The sequence below is a fragment of the Arsenicicoccus cauae genome (genome assembly GCF_043162025.1).
Classification (GTDB): Bacteria; Actinomycetota; Actinomycetes; order Actinomycetales; family Dermatophilaceae; genus Arsenicicoccus; species Arsenicicoccus cauae.
This window is the reverse complement of record NZ_CP171001.1, coordinates 1788167-1810098: the sequence shown is the minus strand read 5'-3', so window position 1 is coordinate 1810098 and position 21932 is coordinate 1788167. Positions and strand designations below refer to the sequence as shown.

Below are 21932 nucleotides of genomic sequence, written 5' to 3'. Positions count from 1 at the left end.
TCACTCCTCGTCGCGGTGCACTCCATCGGGGGTGAACGCCGGCGTGCAGATCGCGAGGTATGTCGCACCCTCCCCGCCCACCCGATAGCGAATCCGCTCGCCCGCGCGGGTCACGATGCTCTGACCTGTGACGACGCTGGTGGGGCCGCCGTCGTGGTCGACGACGACCTCGCCACCCAGCACGACGGTCACCTCGTCGAAGTCAGGCGTCTGGTAGGGCTCGGACCACCCCGCCGGCGCCTCCATCCGGGCGACGGAGACGCCGCGGTCACCGGTCGAGGCGCTGCCGACGTGCTCGTCGATGATCTTGCCGCCGGGGACGGGGATGCGGACGGGGTCGGTGATCAGCTCGGGCATGCCAGGAGCCTACCCAGTCGACCGCGCACGTCGGCTAGACGCTATGTCTCTATCCAAAGGCCACTGTGTGGTGTCTCTTGGATGGAGACATCAGGACAGGAGGCGGCGATGCCGTTCCAGACCCCAGAGCTGACACGTCACGACCTCGATGTGGTGGCAGAGATCCAAGGAGTCCGCCTCGAGCTCTCGGCCCGCCCGCGTCTCACCGACCCCTACCCCGACCTGCTCAGCCACTGAGCCCGAGCCGGTACGCCGGAGATGGTCACCGTCTGGGCTTGCGAGCGTTCATGACGAGCACGACCACACCGGTCAGCACGAACACCAGGGCGGGCAGCCCGACCTTGACGGGTTCGGCTCGGCTGAGCAGCGCCAGGGGCACCAGCACGATCAGGCAGATCAGCACCGCCAGCACCTTGCCGGTCGTCCGGTCAGTCATCGGGTCTCCTCGTGCGGTCGTGGCGTCTCGGGCGCCGGCGCACGGGACACCGTCGAGCCGAGCCGGCGCAGCCCCTCGGCGATGACCTGCGGCCCGGTGCCGACGTTGAGGCGGATGTGATCGCCCCACGCCGCGCCGAACTCGCGGCCGATCCCCACCGCCAGGCGCGCGTCCGCCAGCAGCCGCGCCGCCGGATCTTGGCCCAGGTCAAGGCCGCTCGCGTCGACCCACGACAGGAAGGTCGCCTGCGCGGGCACCGCGATCCGCGCCCCCGAGGGGAGGCCGTCGCGCACCTGCTCGTGGTGAGCAGCGAGGTCGGTCACGAGCGCATCGAGCCACGGGTCGCCGTGCAAGTAGGCGGCTTCCGACGCAAGGTAGCCGAACTGTCCCGCGTGCCAGGGCGTCTCGTACGGAAGACCTCGAGACAGCCTGTCCCGCATGGCATCTGACGCCGAGACGATCAGGGCGGCCTTGAGGCCGGCGAGGTTCCAGGCCTTGGAGGCCGCGTGCACCGCGACCCCGTGGGTGCGGGCCGCGTCCGAGACGGTGAGGTATGGCGTGAACGTGTGCCCGAGCAGGGTCAGCGGGGCGTGGATCTCGTCGCTGAGCACGACCGCGTCGTAGCCGGACACGAGATCTGCCAGCGCCGTGAGGGACTCGCGGGTGTGCACCCACCCGACGGGGTTGTGCGGGTTGCACAGCAGCACCGCCTTGGCGCCGGCCCGCAGCTCGCGCTCGATGCCCTCGAGGTCCAGCGCATAGCCCGAGTCCGACTGCAGCAGGGGGACCTCCACGGTGCGCATGCCGGTCTCGCTGCCCCAGCGAAAGAATGGCGGGTAGACCGGCGGCATGATGACGAACGCGTCCCCGGGCGCGAGCAGCGCCGAGATCGCCGCCATCATCCCGACCGAGACGTCCGCGCACAGCGTCACCTGGTCGGTGTCGACCTCCCACGACCACCGCCGCGCGACGAACCCGGCAAATGCCTCCTGCAGCCCCCGCCCGAAGCTCGGGTAGCCCGTGTCTCCTAGCGCCACAGCACGATTGAGCGCCTCGGCGACGGGCGGCGCCAGCAGGCAGTCCATCTCGGCCACCGGCATGGGCAGCACGTCGCGGTCGTAGAGCGTCCACTTCGCGCTGCGCCGCGCCCGCAGGTGCGGCAGGTCGAGCCACTCCACTTGTGCCGCAACGCCGCTCATGCGATCCGCTCCATCACGACGTCGGGCCGCTCAGGCTGCCCCTCCCCGATCGACCACGCGCCCTCGAGGCAGGCCTCTGCCCGCTCGAACCGCTCCGGTGTGTCCGTGTGCAGCGTGAGCAGCGGCTGCCCCTGCGTCACGGGATCGCCCGGCTTGGCATGCAGCTCGACGCCGGCACCGGCCTGGACCGGGTCCTCCTTGCGGGCGCGACCGGCGCCGAGACGCCAGGCGGCGACTCCCACGGCATAGGCGTCGAGCGACTGCAGCACCCCGCTCTCCGGTGCCGTGATGACGTGCTGCTCTGCGGCAGTGGGCAGCTCGGCGTCCGGGTCGCCACCCTGGGCGGCGACCATGCGGCGCCATACGTCCATCGCGCGGCCGTCGGCCAGCGCGTCGGCCAGGTCGACGTCGGACACCCCTGCGGCAGAGAGCATCTCGCGCGCCAGCGCCACGGTGAGCTCGACGACGTCCGCCGGGCCGCCACCGGCGAGCACCGCCACGGACTCGCGGACCTCCAGGGCGTTGCCCGCCGTCAGGCCGAGGGGCGTCGACATGTCGGTGAGCAACGCCACCGTGGTGACACCGGCGTCGGTCCCGAGATCGACCATGGTGCGGGCGAGCTCGCGGGCGTCGTCGGTGGTCTTCATGAAGGCGCCGGACCCGACCTTGACGTCCAGGACGAGCGCGCCCGTGCCCTCGGCGATCTTCTTGGACATGATCGAGCTGGCGATCAGCGGGATGGCCTCCACGGTGGCGGTGACGTCGCGCAGGGCATAGAGCTTCTTGTCGGCGGGGGCCAGGCCCGAGCCGGCCGCGCAGATCACCGCGCCGAGGTCCTCGAGCTGGCGCAGCATCGCCTCGTTGGTGAGCTCCGCCTGCCAGCCGGGGATCGACTCGAGCTTGTCGAGCGTGCCCCCCGTGTGGCCGAGCCCGCGACCGGACAGCTGCGGCACCGCGACGCCGCACGCAGCCACCAGGGGCGCCAGCGGCAGGGTGATCTTGTCGCCGACCCCGCCGGTCGAGTGCTTGTCGGCGGTGGGGCGGCTCAGCGAGGAGAAGTCCATCCGCTCGCCGCTCTCGATCATCGCGGCGGTCCACCGCGAGATCTCCTCGCGGCTCATGCCGTTGAGAAAGATCGCCATGGCGAGGGCCGACATCTGCTCGTCCGCGACGACCCCGCGGGTGTAGGCGTCGATCACCCAGGCGATCTGGCTGTCGCTCAGGGGGTGCCGGTCGCGCTTGGCGCGGATGACGTCGACGGCATCGTGCTGCTCACTCATGCACCGACCCTACCGGGGGCGCGGACGGAGGATGGCATAGGCCACCAGCCCCGCCACCAACCCCCAGAAGGCCGACATGATCCCCAGCGCCTGCGCCCCCGACGCCGTCACGGCCAGGGTGATCAGGGCCGCCTCGGTGACGCTGCGGTGGTGGTCGCCCTCGTGCATGGTGTCCTAGATCGCGGCCTGCAGCGGCGACAGCAGCGCCACCCCCGCGAGGGCCGTGAGCATGCCTGCGGGTATGGCGAAGAACAACGACACGATCGTCGCCGACGCGAACCCCCCCACGGCCAGCACCCCACCGACCGCGAGCGCGAGGAACACCGCGTAGCGCGGCTGCCACCGCCGCCCCAGCAGGTAGCCGAGCACCAGACCGCCGGCCACGATGGGCTGTCCGACCACTGCCGCCGCCACCTTGAGCGCGAACGGGAAGAGCACCCATGCCAGCACCGCCGCCGTGATGGGCCGCGGCACCGCCTGCAGCAGCCGCCCCACCAGGCCGGTCGCGCCGAGCAGGACGGACACGACCCCGCACACGATGTAGGCCCCCACCGCGTCGGAGAACCGGTAGCCGCCGAGCGAGGTGATGAGCAGCGCCGCCCCCGGGATCGACCAGGCCACCATGACCGGCTGCATGGTCCCCCACGACATGACGAGGCAGACCAGACCCGAGCCGACCGAGATCGCCCAAACCCACGAGGCGGTCAGCTGGCTCGACAGCCCCGCCGCCCGTGCCGCCTCCAGCATGACGAGCAGCGGGCCGGCATACGAGATCGCCACGGTGATGAACCCGGCCAGCACGGCGGACAGGCTGGCGTCGCGGCGCAGGTCGGGGCGGGTGCGGGTCGTGGTGGCGGGGGTGCTCACGCGGGCCTCTCGTCGGGGGCACCGGGACGGGCCGCCCGGCGATGGCCGCGCTCAGGCTAGCGGGGGTGGCCCTCCGGTCACCCCGGGGATGTGCCTAGGTCTGGCCCGGAGGTATGACGCCCCGCCCGCTCGCGGGGCCCGCCCCGGCATCGGGGACGCTGGGTGTCGTCATGGCAACCACCAACTTCCCCGTTGTCGGGGCTCGGTTCCGGCGCGACCGCGGCGGAAGTGCAGCGATCGAGGCATCGTCAGGAGAGTTGACGTCATCCGACAACGCTCCTGACGGTGCGCCGTGGGCATCGATCGCGCTGCTGGTGCGGAGCGTGACAGTCGCCGTCGCTCGGTGGCGCGGAGCCGCGGAGCCCGGGATCTGAGCCACCGCTAGCGAGCTGCCGCCGCGATCGCGTCGAGGTCGCGGACGGCGAAGCGGTGGTGCTCCCACTCCTCCTCGAGGATGGTGTGCAGGCACGACAGCGTTGTCTCGGGGTGCTGCGGGGCCCACGGGTTCTGGCGCGGGACGCCCAGGGCGGCCTCGTCGACGCCTGCCACGAAGTCCCGCACCATGGCAACCCGGTCGGCGCGGACCGCGAGCACCTCGGCATACGTGGGGGTCTCGGTCGTGAAGACCGACATGTCATAGCCGTCGAGCTCGTACTCGTCGTTCGGCTGGCCGAGCGGGTGGTAGGGCTGCTCGACCTCGAGGATCGCGCGCCCCAGCCACGTGTCGGTGGCCATCACCAGGTGCCGCAGCGTCTGCGCGAAGGACCACTCGCCACCGACGGACACGTCGACGGTGCCGGGCGGCATCGCAGCGGCCCGCGCCAGGGTCGCGGCCCACGCGCTCTCGACGGCGGCCCAGGCCGCCCGCAGCCCATCCGGGTCGTCGGCGCGCCGCAACGCCCGCCCAGGGAAGCGGCGGTCCAGCTCCGCGTCGACGTATGGAGCGACGTCGACGCCGTTGACCAGCAAGGCATCTCCCTCACCCAGCAGCCACGGTGCGTCCATCTCCATCCCGGCGACGTCGACGGCCCGCATCACCGCGCCGCTCAGGTCCACCTCCACGAACCGCGCCCCGCGCAGGCTCGTCCGGACGAACTCGCGCGGCTCTGCGTCATCGCTCATGCGTCGATCCTGCCGGTCGATGCCCCCGCCGGGGGTAGGTCGGCGCGGTAGCGGGCGAAGGACGGCACCAGCGCCGACGCCACCAGCACCAGGACGACCACGAGCACGCCGCCGAGCAGCGTCGCCCACGCCGCCCCGACGAGCCCCGCCGCATAGCCGTGCGCCACGTCAGCGATCCGCGGACCGCCCGCCACCACCACGATGAAGATCCCCTGCAGCCGGCCCCGCACCTCCGGCGACGCCGAGCTCTGCAGCATGGCCTGCCGGAACGCCGCCGAGACCATGTCCGCAGCCCCTGCCACGGCCAGGGCCACCGCCGCGAGCCAGATCCACGGGTGCAGCCGACCACCAGCCGGCAGCACCGCCGCCCCCGCCAGCGCCACCGCCGCGCCCCACGCGACGATGCACAGCACCACCGCCCGCCCGTGCAGCGTCACGCGCGACACCCACCCGGAGAAGACCCCGCCGAGCACCGCCCCCGCCGGGATCGCGGCAAAGAGCACCGCGAAGGCCAGCCCGCCGCCGACCTCGCCGCCCAGGTCGACGTGCGCGATCTCGGGAAAGAGCGCCCGCGGCATCCCGAAAACCATGGCGATCAGGTCCACCACGAAGCTCATCATCAGCACGGGATGCCCTCCGAGATAACGGATCCCGTCGAGGACCGAGCGCAGCCCCGGCGCGGATGACGGCGACCCCGGATGGCGCTCCGCGGGCAGGGGCGGCAGCCGGCGGACGGCATACAACGTGGCCAGCAGGCAGATCGCGTCGGCGAGGTAGAGCCACGAGAAGCCCACGAGCGGGATCAGCGCGCCCGCCACGAGCGGTCCCGCGATCGCGCCGGCCATGAAGAGCGTCATGTTCAGCGCGTTGGCGGCGGGCAGCAGGTCCATCGGCAGGATCGACGGCAGCACCGCGGTGCGCGTCGGCTGGTTGACCGCGAAGAACGCCTGCTGCACGGCGAACAGGCCGAGCAGCAGCCAGACATTCGTGGACCCGAGCGCCGCCTGCAGCCAGAAGCCGAGCGTCGTCACGATCAGGCCGACGGTGGTGATCGTCAGCAGCCGCCGCTTGTCCAGGTGGTCGGCCAGCGCCCCGCCCCACAGCCCGAAGACGACCAGCGGCACGAGCCCGAAGATCCCGGTCAGCCCGACATACGCGGACGAGCCGGTGTCGGCGTAGATCTGCGCAGGGACGCTGACGATGGTCAGCTGGGCGCCGATCACGGTGACGATGTTGGCGGTCCACAGCCGCCGGAAGTCCCCGTGCTGCAGCGGTCGGGTGTCGGCGACGACGGAGCGCAGGTTCACCGGGACAGCCTAGGTCCTCGCACCCGCCCGGCCGACGGGAATGACAGACGTTGATTGAAAGTTCTACGACCCATGATCGACTCGACGCTGTCTCCCGCCCTCACTCTCCCCCAGGACGCCCAGGACCTGCTCTTCCGAGAGGCTCGCACCCCCAACGCCTTCACCGACGACCCCGTGACCGACGAGCAGCTGCGCGAGATCCACGACCTGGTCCGGTGGGCCCCCACCTCGATGAACCAGCAGCCGCTGCGCGTCGTGGCGGTCCGCTCCCCCGAGCAGCGCGCCGCCCTTGTCGACGCCATGATGGGTGGCAACCAGGCCAAGACCCAGGACGCCCCGCTGACGCTGATCTTCGCCGCGGACAAGGACTTCCACGACCACCTGGTCACCCAGTTCCCCGCCAACCCCGGCGCGCGCGACCTGTTCGAGGGCTTCGGCCGCGAGGGCCGCGAGGGTTCCGCCCGTCTCAACGCGGCGCTGCAGATCGGCTACTGGGTCCTGGGCGTGCGCGCGGCCGGGCTGGCCATCGGCCCCATGACGGGCGTCGACTTCGCCAAGGTCGACCAGACCTTCTTCCCCGACGGCCGACACACCGCACTCGTCGTCGCGAACGTGGGTCGACCGGACGACTCCTCCTACTACCCCCGCGGCCCGCGACTGGACCTCGACGACGTGCTCACCACGGTGTGACCCGGCCGTATGACGTGGCGGCTCGCGGGCCCGGACAACCGCCGCGACGGCGACAAGGCCGGCCTGATCACGCGCATGCCCGTCACCCAGGCCCAGCTCGCGGCGAGGTCCTCGTCGCCGCGCCTGGTGCACCTGGCCGACCGACCCGCCGCGATCTGCGGCGCCGAGGGCTGACCCGCAAGGTCGCCGGCACCCGCGCCAGGCTGCCCGCCGGACGATCCTGTCAGGCGTGCAGCGCCGCACCGTCGCCTGCCCTGCTGTGAGCTCGCCGGGCGCCCGGTCCATGATGGCCGTATGACGAGCGCCCGCCGCCTGGACGACCACTACCTCGCGCGGCTGCCGGACGGGACGGTCAAGCAGGTCAACCCCTTCACCGGCACGCAGGTGTGGACGGTGCCGGGGCGCGGCAACCGGCCGCTGGCGGCCCCCGCCCTGGCCGCGGCACCCGTGGCCGAGGGCGAGCGGGACCGGCTGTGCGCGTTCTGCCCGGAGCGCTACGCCGAGACACCTCCGGAGAAGTCGCGGCTCGTGAGAACCCGCGCCGGTCAGGCAGGCCCGGGGTGGGCGACGCTGACTGGCCTGTCCCGCACGGAGCTTCACGACACGGTCGCCGAGTTCCGGCGCGTGCCCAACCTGTTCGAGATCCTCAGCTACGACTACTGGCGGCTCAACCACGGCGTCACCCTGTCCGCTGCGGCCCGCGCCCGCCGCGACGCCTACCTCGCCGACCCGGCCGGGCGGGCGCACATGCTCGCCGTCGCCCGCACCAAGGCGCTCGCCAGCGGGACGTCACGCGAGGCGTGGGAACTCCTCGACGAGGAGCGGCGCCTCTCGGGGACCGAGGCCTTCTTCGGCGGCGGGCACGACGTGATCGTCGCGCGCCGCCACCTGGTCGACGGCGCCACCGACACGGGCGGTCTCGCCTCGTCGGGCATGCTCACCCCCGAGGAGCACCGCGCCTACGTCCGATTCACCGTCGACGCCATGGCGGACCTCTACGCCGCCAACCCGAACGTGCGCTACGTCGCCGCCTTCCAGAACTGGCTGAAGCCCGCCGGCGCCTCCTTCGACCACCTGCACAAGCAGCTCGTTGCCGTCGACGAGCTGGGCACCCAGGCCGAGCAGGAGCAGGAGCGGCTGCGCCGCCACCCCACGCTGTATGCCGACGCCGGTCCCGCCCTCGCCGAACGCTCCGGACTCGTGGTCGCCCGCACCGAGCACGCGATCGCCTACGCGGGGTTCGGGCACCGCTACCCCACCCTCGAGGTCCACTCCCTGTCCCCGACCCGCCAGCCCTGGCGGCAGCAGCGCCACGAGGTCGACGCCGTCGCGGACCTGCTGCACGCCCTGCACGCCGCCACCGGCGCCCACGTGCCCTGCAACGAGGAGTGGCACCACACCCCCACCGGCGTCGACCTGCCCCTGCCCTGGCGGATCGTCCTCAAGTGGCGGGTCTCCACGCTGGCGGGGTTCGAGGGCGGCACCAAGATCTACGTCAGCACCATCGACCCATGGGCGCTGCGCGACCGGGTGGTCGCCCGGCTGCGGGTCCTCGCCGACGAGGGGCGGCTGGCGGACGGCATACGACTCGCTGCGCCGACCGGATCTGCACCATAGCTGACCCGGGGGCCGGCCCACGGCCGTCGCCCGCCCCCGGGTGTGCTGGGGAGCGGGCGACGAGCGTGGGGGCGAGCGTCAGAAGTCGAAGCCGCCGACGTCCCCGAAGTCGCCGAACCCGTCGAAGCCTCCGCCGAAGTCGCCGCCCCCGTCGCCGCCGAAGTCCCCGCCCCCGTCGCCGAAGCCGTCCCCGGCGAGGTCCGCCCCGCCGTCCCCGAAACCGTCCATGCCATCGAAGATCGCCCCGGCCACCGCGGTGCCGACCACGACGCCGGCGATCGAGCCCAGCATCGAGCCCATGATCATGCCGCCCATGCCCATGCCGCCACGGCCGCCCCCGACCCCGGCGCCACCGAACGTCCGCTCCATGAACCCCGGCTGGCGCATCTCGGCGCGAGTCGCCGCGCGGGCCAGCGACTGCGGGTCGTCCCCGGCCGGCGTCTCGCCGGACTGCGACAGGCCGGTCAGCACCTGCTGGCGCTGCTCGGGCGTGAGCTTGGCGAAGGCCTCGGCGTGCGCCTCCTCGACCTTCTCCGGCGGGGCGGTGCGCAGCAGGTAGCGGTAGCGCTCGATGGCCTGCTGGTCCTCGGCCGACTGAGCCGTCTGGCCCGGCTGCCCCGCGCCGGCCGCGCCCTGCCGAGGCGTCCCCACCTGCTCGTAGCCGACCGGCGGCGGCGCGTACTGCGGCTGGTGCTGCTGGTAGCCCTGCTGCTGGTAGCCCTGCTGCGGCGTGCGGCCCAGCAGTCGGTCGAGGAATCCCATGGTCACTCCCGTGTGTCGTCGGTCGTCCTGTCCGAGCAACGAGGGCCTTGTCCCAGGCGTTCCCGGCGCACCTCCGCGAGTCGGGCGGCCGCGTCCATCGCGATCCAGAACACCTGCTCGTGCGCGTCCCCCGCCGTGACCCAGCCGCGGTGGTCCCAGTCCTCCCCGGCGAGCGAGTCCGCGCTGAACAGGATCTGTCCCAGCTCGACCCCGCGGTAGGCCGCCACGGCGAGGAATGCGCTGGCCTCCATCTCGACGACCGCGCACCCGGCCTCGATCCGGCGTGCGACGGTGGACCGGGTCTCGCGATAGATGCCGTCGGTGGTCCACGTGCGGCCGGTCTCGTGCGGCGCGCCGGCCGCGTCGAGGGCGTCGAGGCAAGCCCGTATGCCGAGGGCCCCCGCCTCGACCACCGGCGACACGGCCCCGTAGTGCGCGCTCGTGCCCTCGTCACGCAGGGCCGAGGTCACGACGAACGGATGGCCCATCACCAGGTCGGGCACGAGGACCCCCGCCGACCCCACCGCCACGAACCGCGTGATGCCGCGCGCGATCGACTCCTCGAGGAACATCACGGCCCGCGGCGCCCCGATCTCGGGAAAGAAGAAAGCGATCCGTCGGCCTGCGACCTCGCGGACGTAGCAGGGCTGCCCGCCGATGATCGAGGTGAAGCTGAAGGCGACGGCCGAGCCCTCGCGCTCCCCCACCGCGCGGACCGTGTCGGGAAAGAAGCAGATGACCGCGGCGTCGGGGATCTCGTCGTCGTGCAGGCGGGGATACATGGCGGCGGGCTCGAGCACCCCCGGCTCGTCCAGGTCACCCGGCAGGTGCAGCCCCGTTAGCCCCGTCACGTCCCCTCCCCTCGCCGACTGGTCACTTCTGGACACCCCCACCCCTGCGCTGCAGGTCCTCGGCGCCGAAGGCCTGGGGCAGCACCTCGCTCATCGGCAGCACCCCGAGGGGCGTCTGGAGCAGGCAGGACGCGCCGCCGTGCTCCCAGATCAGCTGCCGGCAGCGGCCGCACGGCATGAGCGACGCACCCTCGGCGTCCACGCACGAGACCGCCACGAGCCGCCCTCCGCCCGACGCGTGCAGCTGCGACACCATCCCGCACTCGGCGCACAGGCCGACGCCGTAGGAGGCGTTCTCGACGTTGCAGCCCACCACGACCCTCCCGTCGTCGACGAGGCCGGCCACGCCGACGGGGAAGGACGAGTAGGGGGCGTACGCGTGCCGCATCGCCTCGACGGCGGCCGCGCGCAGGGCGTCCCAGTCGACCTCGCCGGCGCGGGACGGCATACGGCTCAACCCACCTCACCCTTGCGATAGACCGCACCGTCGGCGGCCGGCATCCGCAGGGTCTGCGACGCGAGGGCCAGGACGAGCAGCGTGGCGATGTAAGGCGCGGCGCTCGTCAGCTCGCCGGGCACCGAGTCGGTCGTGAGGAAGGTCCAGACCAGGACCGCCCCGAGCGCGATCGCGAAGGCGCCGCCGACCAGGTTGCGGCGCAGCAGCTGCCAGGCGCCGAGGACGAGCAGCAGCAGGCCGCCGACCAGCAGCAGGGCGTGCACCGCGCCGCCGCGCAGCTGCACGGCGTCGAAGTAGCCGAACAGCAGGGAGCCGGCGGCCAGCGACCCGGGCCGCCAGTTGCCGAAGATCATGGCGGCGAGGCCGATGTAGCCGCGGCCGCCGGTCTGCCCGTCGCGGAAGACGTTGGCTGCCACGAGGGCGAGGAAGCCGCCGCCGAGCCCGGCGAACCCGCCCGAGATCAGCACGGCGAGGAACTTGTGGAGGTAGACGTTGACGCCGAGCGACTCGGCGGACCAGGGGTTCTCGCCGCAGGAGCGCAGTCGCAGCCCGAAGGTCGTGCGCCACAGCACCCACCACGACAGGAGCACGAGAAGCCCGGCGATGATGGTCAGCACCGACAGGTTGGTGACGAACGCCGCCAGCACGCCGGCCACGTCCGAGACGAAGAAGATGCGTTTGCCCTCGAGCGAGGTCAGGGCGGGTGACAGGCCCGGCACGGTCACGTCGGGCAGGTGCGGCAGGGGCGGCGACTGGGTCGCGCCACCACCGGGGGTGCCGGTGAAGGCGCGGGCCGAGAGGTACTTGGCGCCGCCCATGCCGATGAGGTTGACGGCGACACCCGAGACGATGTGGTCCACGCCGAAGACGACCGTGGCGAGGGCGTGGATCGCGCCGCCGACCATGCCCAGCAGGACCGCACCGACGATGCCGGCCCAGGCGCCCCAGTGCCACGCGAAGAACGCCGCGCCCCAGGTGCCGAGGATCATCATCCCCTCGAGGCCGATGTTGACCACGCCGGCCCGCTCGGACCACAAGCCGCCGAGGCCGGCCATGCCGATCGGCACGGCGAGGCCGAGGGCGGCGGCGAGGGCGCCGGAGGACGCGAGGTCGTTCTCGCCGGTCACGACCCGCATCACGGAGACGAACAGCAGTGCGAGCAGGACGAGCCCGGCGATCTGCAGGCCGGACAGGCGCCGGCGACGACGGGGCACGGCGCTGCGCCCGTCCGGCCGCTCCGTCACCGGGGTGGCGGTGGTGCTCATGCGCTCGCTCCTTGCATGGAGGTGGACGTGGGGGGTGTCGACCGGGCCGCGAGCTCGCGGGCGACCTTGGCCTGCTCGAGCCGGACGTTGGCCCGCCGCACGAGCTCGTAGGCGATGACGACGGCCAGCACGATCACGCCCTGGATGATGTAGACCAGCTCGGAGGAGACGCCGGCATTGATCTGCAGCCCGTTGCCCTGCTGGTCGAGGTAGGACCACAGCAGCGCGGCGAGGGCCATCCCGATGGGGTGGTTGCGCCCGAGCAGCGCGATCCCGATGCCGGCGAAACCGATCCCTGGCTGGAAGTTGGTGCCGTAGGCGTGGTCCTGGCCGAACAGCAGCGGCAGCCCGATCAGGCCCGCGATCGCGCCGGACAGGATCATCGTCGACATGATCATGCGGTGGGCGTCGACTCCGCTCGCGATCGCCGCGCTCTCGGACTGACCGGCGGCGCGCAGGTCGAAGCCGAACCGCGTCCGGCCGAGGACCAGCCAGTAGAGCAGGCCCACGACGAGCGCGAGCACGATCAGGCCGTAGACCTTGGTGGTCGTGCCGCTGACGAGCTGCAGGCCGGGCACCCACGAGTCCTGCGGCAGGGGCTTGGTGTTGGTGACGTTGCTGCCGGCGCCGGCCGAGGTGTCCCGCGCCTTGGTCAGCAGGAAGGCCACGACGCTGGTCGCGATGGCGTTGAGCATGATCGAGGAGATCACCTCGGAAACACCGCGCTTGATCTTGAGATAGCCCGCGATCGCGGCCCACCCGGCGCCGACGAGCATGGCGACCAGGGTCGTGGCGACGACGTTGGCCCAGCCCGGCAGGTAGCCCTGCGCCCCGAACACGGCGGCGGCGAAGACCGCCACGCGGTACTGCCCCTCGGCGCCGATGTTGAACAGGTTCATCCGGAAGCCGATGGCCAGGGCCACGGCGGCGAGGTAGTAGACGACGGCGCCGTTGACGATCTTGGCGATCAGCCGGGGGCTCGGCTGGCGGAGCAGCTCGGTCCAGACGGCGCCCACCGGGTCGCCGGCCACGACGAGCACCAGGGACGTGATCACGAACGCCACGACGATGGCGAGCAGCGGCGCCGCGAGCGCGAGCAGGACGGCGCGGGGCGAGACCTTCATCGGGTGGACTCCTGCTGGTGGGTCGGCTCGGTCTGCAGGGCAGGAGCCGGTATGCCGGAACCGCCCGTCGTCGCGTGCTGGTCGTCGCGCCGGCCGCCGGTCATCGCGGCGCCCAGGTCGGCCGGGGACGTGGTCGGGGGCAGGTCCTCGGAGAGGCGTCCCTGGTTGATCACGCGGATGGTGTCGGACAGGCCGCGCAGCTCCTCCAGGTCGGCGGTGAGCAGCAGGACGGCGAGCCCCTCGTGCCGGGCCCGCTTGATGTGGTCCCAGATCGCGGCCTGCGCGCCGACGTCGACGCCGCGGGTCGGGTGGGCGGCGACGAGCACCCGCGGCTCGTGGGACATCTCGCGACCGATGATGAGCTTTTGCTGGTTGCCGCCGGACAGGGAGCCCGCGGTGACGTGGATCGAGGGCGTCCGCACGTCGTAGTCCTCCACGATGCGCGTGGTGTCGCGCTGCGCGCCGCGGGCGTTGATGAACGGCCCGGACACGTTGGGGGCCTGTGTCTGGTGGCCGAGGATGCGGTTCTCCCACAGCGGCGCCTCGAGCAGCAGCCCGTGCCGGTGGCGGTCGGCGGGGACGTAGCCGACGCCGGCCTCGCGGATGCGGCGCGTCGGCCAGTCGGTGATGTCCTTGCCGCCCAGGTAGACCCGCCCTGCGGAGGGGTCGCGCATGCCCATGATGACCTCGACCAGCTCGTCCTGGCCGTTGCCCTCGACCCCGGCGATGCCGAGGACCTCGCCTGCGTGGACGGTCAGGGACACGTCGTCGAGGACGTCGCGGGCGCCGAGGCGCTCGAGCCGCACGCGCTCCACGACGAGCACGGCGCGGTCGGTGACGGTGGACTCCTCCGTCTGGGGGCTGGGCATCTCGCGACCGACCATGAGCGCGCCGAGCTCGCGGGAGGTGACGGTGCGCGGGTCCGCGCTGCCCACGGTGGTCCCGCGTCGGATCACGGTGATGTCGTCGGCGACGGCTCGCACCTCGTCGAGCTTGTGCGAGATGAAGATGATGGTCAGGCCCTCGGCGGTGAGGGTCTTGAGGTTGTCGAAGAGCTCGTCGACCTCCTGCGGCACGAGCACGGCGGTGGGCTCGTCGAGGATGAGGATGCGGGCGCCGCGATAGAGGACCTTGAGGATCTCGACGCGCTGGCGGGCTCCCACGCCGAGGTCGGCGACCAGCGCCTCCGGGTCCACGCCGAGGCCGTACTCCTTGGAGATGCGCCGGATCTCGGCCTGCGCGCGGTCGCCGATGCCGTGGAGCTTCTCCGCGCCGAGGACGACGTTCTCGGTGACGGTGAGGTTGTCGGCGAGCTTGACGTGCTGAAAGACCATGCCGACGCCCGCTGCGATCGCGTCGCTCGGCCCGTGGAAGCTCACCGCACGGCCGTCGATCTCGATGGAGCCCTCGTCGGGGCGCTGCACGCCGTAGAGGATCTTCATCAACGTCGACTTGCCCGCGCCGTTCTCCCCCACCAGCGCGTGGATGCTGCCCTTGCGGACGGAGAAGGTGATGTCCTTGTTGGCCACCACGCCCGGGAACCTCTTGGTGACGCCGCGGACGGCGACGGCGGGCGGCGCGTCCGCGCTCGCCGAGGTGGGTGGAGTTCCGATGGTGCACGCTCCTTGCTCGGTCACGTCGTCGTGGACGTGGCGGCTGACCGCCCCACCCTACCGTCGGTGTTCACGGGGTCCAGGGTGCCGGACCGCTGATCCACCCCGTATGCCGAAGCCCGACCGCCGTCGGGGTGTCCGTCTGGCGGCCGGGCTGCGGCATACGTGCGTGAGGGTCGGTCAGGCCGGACCGGTCACGGCTTGGTGGGGACCACGATCTTGCCGGAGACGATGTCGGCCTTGACCTTGTCGAGCTCGGCCTTGAGGTCGTCGATCTTGCCGCCGGTGGTGGCGAGCTCGACACCGTTGGACTTGAGGTCGAAGACGGCCTCGCCGGACTTGAGGTTGCCGTCCTTGACCTGCTTGATGAACTCCAGGACGCCCACGTCGACGCGCTTGACGACGGAGGTGATGACGGCGTCGCGGACGTCGGCCTGGGCGGTCTTGGCCTGGTCGGAGTCGACGCCGATGGCCATGGCGTTCTTGGCCTTGACGGCGGTGAAGACGCCGGAGCCGGACCCGCCGGCGGCGTGGTAGACCACGTCGGCACCCGCGGAGAGCATGCCCTCGGCGGCGGTCTTGCCGGCGGCCGGGTCGGCGAAGCCGGAGAAGTTCGGCGGCTGGGTGAGGTACTTGACCTGCACCTTGATGTTGGGGTTGGTCGCCTTGGCACCGGCGACGTAGCCCGCCTCGAACTTCTTGATCAGGTCCGTCTGGACACCGCCCACGAAGCCGATGTTGCCCGTCTTGGACTTCTTGGCGGCGACGACGCCGGCGAGGTAGGAGCCCTCCTGCTCGGAGAACACGATGTTCTGGATGTTGGCGGCCTTGGCGTCGGTGGAGTCGACCAGCGCGAACTTGGCCTCCGGGTTGTCCGCCGCGACCTTCTTGACGGCCGGGGCGTAGGCGAAGCCCACGGCGACGACGTTGGTGTAGCCGGCCTCGACCAGCTGCTGCAGGCGCTCCTCGCGGGCGGACTCGGCCTCGCCGGCGGTCGCCACGGACTCCTTGGTCTGGGCGCCGAGCTGGGCCTTGGCCTCGTCGAGCCCCTTGGCGGCCGAGTCGTTGAAGGACTGGTCACCGCGGCCGCCCACGTCGTAGGCCATCCCGACCTTGACCGCGGAGCCACCGGACGCGCCGGAGGACGTGCCGGAGGAGCCGGACTCGGTGTCGTTGGGGCTGCCGCAGGCGGCGAGGGCGAGCGAGGCGGCCGTGAGCGCGGTCGCGACCTTGACGATGCGGATCAAGGGTGACTCCTTCGTTGGAACGGATGAGCAAACCCTAGACCGCGGCCCCGGCGCGCCGACGTCGGGTTGCCCCGAGTGCGCCGAAGCGGTGACGAACTGTTATGCAGAGGCCGCCAACGCGGACAGGACGGTCCCCGCCAGCACCCGCACGCCGACGGCGATCGCGCGCTCGTCGACGACCAGGTCGGGCCGGTGCAGGTCATAGGTGGGGCCGCCGGGGGTGCGCGTCCCGAGGCGCGCGAGGGCGCCGGGGACGTTCCGCAGCATCCAGGAGAAGTCCTCGCCGCCGAGCGACTGCGGGGTCGGCGCCACGGCGTCGGCCCCGACCATCGTCGTGACGCCGCTGACGAGGTGCGCCACGGCGTCGGCGTCGTTGACCACCGGAGGCACCCCCTGCCGGTGGTCGATCTCGACCCCCACGCCGTACGGCGCCGCCAGGTGCCCGACGAGGTCGTCCACGAGCGGGCCGATGGAGTCCCACACGTCCGCGTCCAGCATCCTCAGCGTGCCGGACGCGGTGCCGGTCGACGGGATGACGTTGCCCGCCTCCCCCGCGTGGATCGACCCCCACACGAGCGCCAGCCCCGCACGCGGGTCGACGCGACGCGACAGCGCCGCGGGCAGCCCGGTGACGACCGACGCCAGGGCGTAGGTGAGGTCCTGGGTGATGTGCGGGCGCGAGGTGTGGCCACCCGCGCCGGTCAGGCGCACCGTCAGGACGTCGGTGGCCGCCGTGATCGCGCCGGTGCGCAGCCCCACCTGCCCGACGTCCGTGCCCGGGTCGCAGTGCAGGGCGAAGACCTGGTCCACGTCGTCCAGGTGGCCTGCGGCGACCAGGGCCTGGGCCCCACCCGGCATGACCTCCTCCGCGGGCTGGAAGAGCAGGCGGACGGCATACCCCTGCTCCCGCAACCACTCCTGGTGCGGCGCGAGGACCAGGCCGAGACCGAGCAGGCAGGTGGTGTGCACGTCGTGCCCGCACGCGTGGCAGGCTCCGCCGGTCACCGAGGCGTAGGGCAGGCCGGAGGTCTCGGACAGCGGGAGGGCGTCGATGTCGGCGCGGACGGCGACGCGACGACGAGCCTGCGCCGGTCCGAGGTCGACCACGAGACCCGTCGGGTGCACGGGGGTGACCCGCAGGCCTGCGGCCTTGAGCCGATGGGAGACCCGCGTGGTCGTGCGCTGCTCGGCGAAGCCCAGCTCGGGGTGGGCGTGCAGGTCACGGCGGACCTCGACCAGCTCCGGCTCGAGGGCGTCCACCGAGGCCGAGATGTCGGCCCGCAGCTCGTCCGCGACCTGTGCGTCACTCGGGGGTGCGACCTGCTGAACGTGCTCGGAGCCCATGGGCGGCAAGGGTACCGCCCACGGGCTCCGTGTCCGGCCGAGGGTCCGGCCGAGGGTCCGGCCGAGGGTCCGGCCGAGGGTCAGAAGGCGTCGCGCGGGACGTACTGGCCCCACACGTCGCGCAGCGCGTTGGACACCTCACCACCCGTGGCGCCCGCCTCCAGCGCCTCCTTCATCGGGATGAGCAGGTTAGTGCCCGACCCCTCGGCGGCCGTGCGCAGCCCGTCGAGCCCGGCCTCGACCGCGCCGTTGTCGCGGTTCTTGCGCAGCTCGGCGAGGCGCTCGCACTGGTCGACCTCGATCTGCGGGTCGACGCGCAGCGGGTCGTAGTGCTCCTCCTGGTCGATCGTGAACTTGTTGAGGCCCACGACGGTCCGCTCGCCCGAGTCGGTCTTGAGCTGGGTGGCGTAGGCGGAGCGCTCGATCTCGGACTTCTGGAAGCCCTGCTCGATCGCCGGCACCGCACCACCGAGGTCGTCGACCTTGGCGAGCAGCTCCCAGACGGCCTCCTCGATGTCGTTGGTGAGGGACTCGACGACGTAGGAGCCGGCGAAGGGGTCGACCGTCTTGCACACGTCGGTCTCGAAGGCGATGACCTGCTGGGTGCGCAGGGCCAGGCGGGCGGCCTTCTGCGTCGGCAGGGCGATGGCCTCGTCGAAGGAGTTGGTGTGCAGCGACTGCGTGCCGCCGAGGACGGCGGCCAGGCCCTGCAGCGAGACGCGGATGAGGTTGACCTCGGGCTGCTGGGCAGTCAACTGCACCCCGGCCGTCTGGGTGTGGAAGCGCAGCATCTGCGACTTGGGGTTCTTGGCGCCGAACTCGTCGCGCATGATGCGCGCCCAGATGCGCCGGGCGGCGCGGAACTTCGCGACCTCCTCGATCAGCGTGGTGCGGGCGACGAAGAAGAAGGACAGACGCGGTGCGAACGCGTCGACGTCGAGGCCGGCGTCGATCGCGGCCTGGACGTACGCCTTGGCGTTGGCGAGCGTGAACGCGATCTCCTGCACCGGTGTGGCCCCCGCCTCGGCCATGTGGTAGCCCGAGATGGAGATGGTGTTCCAGCGGGGGATCTCCTTGTTGCAGTAGGCGAAGATGTCGGAGATCAGGCGCAGCGACTGGGCCGGCGGGTAGATGTAGGTGCCGCGGGCGATGTACTCCTTGAGCACGTCGTTCTGGATCGTCCCGGTGAGCTGCCCCGCCGCCACACCCTGCTCGGCGGCCACCAGCTGGTACATCAGCAGCAGGGTCGATGCCGGGGCGTTGATCGTCATCGACGTCGACACCTTGTCCAGCGGCAGCCCGTCGAACAGCACGCGCATGTCGTCGAGAGAGTCGACCGCGACGCCCACCTTGCCGACCTCGCCGCTGGCCAGCGGCGCGTCGGAGTCGTAGCCCATCTGCGTCGGCAGGTCGAAGGCGACCGAGAGGCCGCCCGTCCCCGCGTTGACCAGCTCGTGGTAGCGCTGGTTGGACTCCCTGGCGGTGCCGAACCCGGCATACTGCCGCATCGTCCATGGACGACCGGTGTACATCGTCGGGTAGACGCCTCGGGTGAACGGATAGGTCCCAGGCTTGCCGAGCCTGTCGTCGGGGTCGAAACCCTGCAGCGACGACGCGTCGTAGACCGCCTCCAACGGCAGGTCCGACTCGGTGCGGGCGGTGGGCTTGTCGGTGCTGTCAGCCATGGCTCAAACCCTAGTCGTGCGGTCACGGCCGGTCGCGGGCACCCCCGGCCTAACGCGCCGCGGATGGAACGATCCAGGTCACGTGAGCTCGGGGTAGCCCCGCTCCTTCATCAGCTCGACGATCGACTTGACGTCCTGCGCCTGGCGGCGGGTCGTCACCATGAGGACGTCCGGGGTGTCGACCACGACGACGTCCTCCAGGCCGAGCAGGACCACCTGCCGCCCGGAGCGGTTGACGACGACGCCCGAGGCGTTGCGGATGTGGACGTTGTCGGCCGGGCCGAGCACCGCGACGTTCTCCCGGTCGGGGGTCTCCCCCGCCGCGGGCAGCAGGCCCGCGAGGGAGTCGAAGTCGCCCACGTCGTCCCAGCCGAAGTCCCCCGCGATGACGGCGACGCGACCGGCGGCGGCGGCCGGCTCGGCCACGGCGTGGTCGATGGCGATCTTGTCCAGCTCCTTCCAGGTCTGGTTGAGGACCCAGGGGTTCGCGGCGATCGCGCGCAGCCCGGAGGCCAGCTCGGGGTGGTACTGCGCGAGCAGGTCGAGCAGAACGGACGCCTTGACGACGAACATGCCGGCGTTCCAGCGATAGGTGCCGAGAGAGAGGTATGCCGCAGCGGTGCCGCCGTCGGGCTTCTCGACGAACTCCGACACGAGCCGGGCACGCGGCGCCCCCGGGACGTCCAGCGCCTCGCCCTCACGGACGTAGCCGAAACCGGTTGCGGGATAGGTGGGCTCGATGCCGATGGTCACGATGTAGCCCTGGGCGGCGACAGCCACGGCCTCGCGGACGCACGCGTGGAACCGCTCCTCGCCCTCGATCACGTGGTCGGCCGCGAACGACCCCAGGATCGCCTCGGGGTCGCGGCGCTCGAGCACGGCGGCGGCGAGCCCGATCGCCGCCATCGAGTCGCGCGGGCCCGGCTCGACCAGCACGTCCCCCGCGGCGACGCGGGGCAGCTGCGAGGTCACCGCCGCCTCGTGGCGCGCGCCGGTCACGACGAGCACCCGACCCTCGCACAACGGCGCCAGCCGGTCGTAGGTCGCCTGCAGCAGCGAGCGCCCCGACCCGGTCAGGTCGTGCAGGAACTTCGGGCGGCCGGACCGCGACAGCGGCCACAGGCGGGTGCCGGCACCACCGGCGGGGATCACGCAGTACAGGCGGGGATCGGTGGCCTCGTCAGACATGGGTCACACGCTAGCCAACGGGCGGCCCTCACCTGCCCCCTTCGCCGGCATCGGGCGGGTCGTCATACGGCACGTCATCCGAAGGACACCTGAGCGCCACCCGACACACCCCACCCCGTCTCCCCCACCTCACCGACGTCGCGGATCGTGAGGACGTGCGGATCGCCATCGTCACGGAGTCCTTCCTCCCGTCGCTCAACGGGGTGACCACCAGCGTCTGCCGGGTCCTGGACCGCCTGCGCGAGACCGGCCACGACGCCGTCGTCATCGCCCCCTCCCCCGCCCCCGAGACCTACGCCGGGTTCCCCGTCCGGGCCGTCACCAGCATCCCGGTGCGGCAGTTCCAGGTGGGGCTGCCGACCGGCGAGATCGAGGACGTGCTGCGAGAGTTCCGGCCGCACGTGGTGCACGTGGCGTCGCCGTTCGTGCTCGGTGCGCGGGGGCTGACCGCAGCGGACCGGCTGGGGCTGCCGTGCGTCGCGATCTACCAGACCGACATGCCCAGCTATCTCGAGCAGCACGGCAACGTCGCCGGCGCCGCCACCGGCCGCGCCGCCGCCAAGGCCGCCTGGCGCTGGATCCGCCGCATCCACTCCCTCGCCGACCTCACCCTCGCCCCCTCGAGCGCCGCGCTGCACGACATCCGCGCCCACGGGGTGCCCCGCACCGGGTTGTGGGGGCGCGGCGTCGACACCGGCCTGTTCCGCCCCGAGTGGCGCGCGGACGCCGGGTCGCGCGCGCTGCGCAGGGCCCTCGCGCCGGACGGCCAGGTGCTCGTGGGCTACGTCGGGCGCCTCGCCCCCGAGAAGGAGATCCACCGTCTCGTCGACGTCGCCACCATCCCCGGCACGCGCCTCGTGCTCGTGGGCGACGGGCCGTCGCGCACCGCCCTGGCCGAGCAGCTGAGCGAGGCCGTCGCGGGCAGCGCGGGCCGACCCAACCTGCCGCCGGTCTTTCTCGGGCGCCGTTCGGGCGACGACCTGGCCCGCGCCTACGCGGCGTTCGACGTCTTCGCGCACACGGGGACCCGCGAGACCTTCGGCCAGACGCTGCAGGAGGCGGCGGCCTGCCGGCTCCCGGTCGTCGCCCCCGCCATGGGCGGACCGCTCGACCTCGTCGACCACGGCACGACGGGGCTGCTCTTCGACCCCGAGGACCCGCGCTCGATCGTCGAGCACGTGCGCAGCCTCGTAGAGGACCCCGCCCTGCGCGAGTCGATGGGGTCGGCCGGGCTCGCCAAGGTCGCGCCGCGGTCCTGGGCGGCCCTGGTCGACCAGCTGGTGGGGCACTACGAGGACGCCATCGCTCGCCACGGGGCCACCGCCGCCTGAACGGCCCGGCCGCGCACGCATCCGTGAGCTCCGAGCGCACGAACGCCCCACCAGCCCGCGCGCCCGGCTCGCGCCCCGCGCCGAGGGGGCACGAATGCCGCGTAGCACGGCGTGTCGCGGACACCTGCGACCCCTCGGTGCGCGCGCCACGGGCGGGTGATCGGGTGCGGGCGGCGCTGCTAGGGTGCCG

At 72.3% G+C, this 21932-nt stretch carries 23 protein-coding genes; 5 read left to right on the top strand and 18 right to left on the bottom strand.

Annotation, left to right across the window (positions count from 1 at the left end; all coding sequences use genetic code 11):
- Entirely contained in the window at positions 1 to 357 is a 357-nt protein-coding gene (locus ACF3NS_RS08475; protein WP_392465506.1) for a cupin domain-containing protein, read from the bottom strand.
- A 108-nt stretch (positions 358 to 465) separates the two neighbouring features.
- Between ACF3NS_RS08475 and ACF3NS_RS08470 the strand changes: the two genes are divergently transcribed.
- Positions 466 to 594 (top strand): hypothetical protein, encoded by a 129-nt coding sequence (locus tag ACF3NS_RS08470; RefSeq protein ID WP_283809780.1) that lies wholly within the window; start codon positions 466 to 468, stop codon positions 592 to 594.
- A gap of 25 nt (positions 595 to 619) precedes the next feature.
- Here the strand turns inward: ACF3NS_RS08470 and ACF3NS_RS08465 are convergent, their stop codons facing one another.
- The 7 genes from ACF3NS_RS08465 to ACF3NS_RS08435 all read right to left on the bottom strand — a co-directional run bounded on the left by ACF3NS_RS08465 (position 620) and on the right by ACF3NS_RS08435 (position 6568).
- Positions 620 to 793, bottom strand: a complete 174-nt coding sequence (locus ACF3NS_RS08465; protein ID WP_154593168.1) for a hypothetical protein — start codon at positions 791 to 793, stop codon at positions 620 to 622.
- The gene (locus ACF3NS_RS08460) at positions 790 to 1992 is read right to left on the bottom strand and encodes a MalY/PatB family protein (RefSeq protein WP_154593169.1); all 1203 of its coding nucleotides are present in this window, start codon (positions 1990 to 1992) and stop codon (positions 790 to 792) included. Before ACF3NS_RS08460 ends, ACF3NS_RS08465 begins: the two co-directional genes overlap by 4 nt.
- Entirely contained in the window at positions 1989 to 3272 is a 1284-nt protein-coding gene (locus ACF3NS_RS08455) for a thymidine phosphorylase (RefSeq protein WP_392465505.1), read from the bottom strand. The genes ACF3NS_RS08460 and ACF3NS_RS08455 overlap by 4 nt, the downstream gene beginning before the upstream one ends.
- A 9-nt stretch (positions 3273 to 3281) precedes the next feature.
- Entirely contained in the window at positions 3282 to 3440 is a 159-nt protein-coding gene (locus tag ACF3NS_RS08450) for a benzoate/H(+) symporter BenE family transporter (protein ID WP_289032939.1), read from the bottom strand.
- A gap of 6 nt (positions 3441 to 3446) precedes the next feature.
- Positions 3447 to 4139, bottom strand: a complete 693-nt coding sequence (locus tag ACF3NS_RS08445) for a benzoate/H(+) symporter BenE family transporter (protein ID WP_392465503.1) — start codon at positions 4137 to 4139, stop codon at positions 3447 to 3449.
- A 381-nt stretch (positions 4140 to 4520) separates the two neighbouring features.
- Positions 4521 to 5261, bottom strand: a complete 741-nt coding sequence (locus tag ACF3NS_RS08440; RefSeq protein WP_392465502.1) for a DinB family protein — start codon at positions 5259 to 5261, stop codon at positions 4521 to 4523.
- Positions 5258 to 6568, bottom strand: coding sequence for an MFS transporter (locus tag ACF3NS_RS08435; RefSeq protein WP_392465501.1), 1311 nt, complete (start codon positions 6566 to 6568; stop codon positions 5258 to 5260). Before ACF3NS_RS08435 ends, ACF3NS_RS08440 begins: the two co-directional genes overlap by 4 nt.
- Before the next feature lie 72 nt (positions 6569 to 6640).
- On the opposite strand from ACF3NS_RS08435, the gene ACF3NS_RS08430 reads away from it, so the two are divergent.
- From ACF3NS_RS08430 to ACF3NS_RS08420, 3 genes are all read left to right on the top strand, one after another.
- Positions 6641 to 7258: a malonic semialdehyde reductase gene (locus ACF3NS_RS08430; RefSeq protein WP_392465500.1), complete on the top strand. Its 618-nt coding sequence runs from the start codon at positions 6641 to 6643 to the stop codon at positions 7256 to 7258.
- A gap of 9 nt (positions 7259 to 7267) precedes the next feature.
- Positions 7268 to 7432, top strand: a complete 165-nt coding sequence (locus tag ACF3NS_RS08425; RefSeq protein ID WP_392465497.1) for a hypothetical protein — start codon at positions 7268 to 7270, stop codon at positions 7430 to 7432.
- A gap of 120 nt (positions 7433 to 7552) precedes the next feature.
- Positions 7553 to 8875 carry a DUF4921 family protein gene (locus tag ACF3NS_RS08420; protein WP_288798756.1) on the top strand — a complete coding sequence of 441 codons (1323 nt, stop codon included), beginning with the start codon at positions 7553 to 7555 and terminating at the stop codon, positions 8873 to 8875.
- Positions 8876 to 8953: 78 nt separating this feature from the next.
- On the opposite strand, the gene ACF3NS_RS08415 is transcribed toward ACF3NS_RS08420, so the two are convergent.
- From ACF3NS_RS08415 to ACF3NS_RS08370, 10 genes are all read right to left on the bottom strand, one after another.
- The gene (locus tag ACF3NS_RS08415; protein WP_392465494.1) at positions 8954 to 9637 is read right to left on the bottom strand and encodes a hypothetical protein; all 684 of its coding nucleotides are present in this window, start codon (positions 9635 to 9637) and stop codon (positions 8954 to 8956) included.
- 2 nt (positions 9638 to 9639) lie between these two features.
- Positions 9640 to 10488, bottom strand: a complete 849-nt coding sequence (locus tag ACF3NS_RS08410; protein WP_392465493.1) for a nucleoside phosphorylase — start codon at positions 10486 to 10488, stop codon at positions 9640 to 9642.
- Between the two features lie 22 nt (positions 10489 to 10510).
- Complete coding sequence (locus ACF3NS_RS08405) at positions 10511 to 10936, bottom strand: cytidine deaminase (RefSeq protein WP_154593173.1); 426 nt, start codon at positions 10934 to 10936, stop codon at positions 10511 to 10513.
- A gap of 5 nt (positions 10937 to 10941) precedes the next feature.
- Positions 10942 to 12210 carry an ABC transporter permease gene (locus ACF3NS_RS08400; protein ID WP_154593174.1) on the bottom strand — a complete coding sequence of 423 codons (1269 nt, stop codon included), beginning with the start codon at positions 12208 to 12210 and terminating at the stop codon, positions 10942 to 10944.
- Positions 12207 to 13334: an ABC transporter permease gene (locus ACF3NS_RS08395; protein ID WP_154593175.1), complete on the bottom strand. Its 1128-nt coding sequence runs from the start codon at positions 13332 to 13334 to the stop codon at positions 12207 to 12209. Before ACF3NS_RS08395 ends, ACF3NS_RS08400 begins: the two co-directional genes overlap by 4 nt.
- Complete coding sequence (locus ACF3NS_RS08390) at positions 13331 to 14971, bottom strand: ABC transporter ATP-binding protein (protein ID WP_392465490.1); 1641 nt, start codon at positions 14969 to 14971, stop codon at positions 13331 to 13333. Before ACF3NS_RS08390 ends, ACF3NS_RS08395 begins: the two co-directional genes overlap by 4 nt.
- A gap of 170 nt (positions 14972 to 15141) precedes the next feature.
- A complete protein-coding gene (locus ACF3NS_RS08385) occupies positions 15142 to 16194 on the bottom strand; it encodes a BMP family protein (protein WP_392465488.1) in 1053 nt (350 codons plus the stop codon).
- A gap of 99 nt (positions 16195 to 16293) precedes the next feature.
- Positions 16294 to 17538, bottom strand: a complete 1245-nt coding sequence (locus tag ACF3NS_RS08380; protein ID WP_392465486.1) for an amidohydrolase — start codon at positions 17536 to 17538, stop codon at positions 16294 to 16296.
- Positions 17539 to 17618: 80 nt separating this feature from the next.
- The gene (locus ACF3NS_RS08375; RefSeq protein ID WP_392465485.1) at positions 17619 to 19223 is read right to left on the bottom strand and encodes a methylmalonyl-CoA mutase; all 1605 of its coding nucleotides are present in this window, start codon (positions 19221 to 19223) and stop codon (positions 17619 to 17621) included.
- Between the two features lie 78 nt (positions 19224 to 19301).
- Complete coding sequence (locus ACF3NS_RS08370; protein ID WP_392465483.1) at positions 19302 to 20411, bottom strand: mannose-1-phosphate guanylyltransferase; 1110 nt, start codon at positions 20409 to 20411, stop codon at positions 19302 to 19304.
- A 155-nt stretch (positions 20412 to 20566) separates the two neighbouring features.
- On the opposite strand from ACF3NS_RS08370, the gene ACF3NS_RS08365 reads away from it, so the two are divergent.
- Complete coding sequence (locus tag ACF3NS_RS08365) at positions 20567 to 21742, top strand: glycosyltransferase family 1 protein (RefSeq protein ID WP_288798755.1); 1176 nt, start codon at positions 20567 to 20569, stop codon at positions 21740 to 21742.
- Positions 21743 to 21932: the final 190 nt, after the last annotated feature.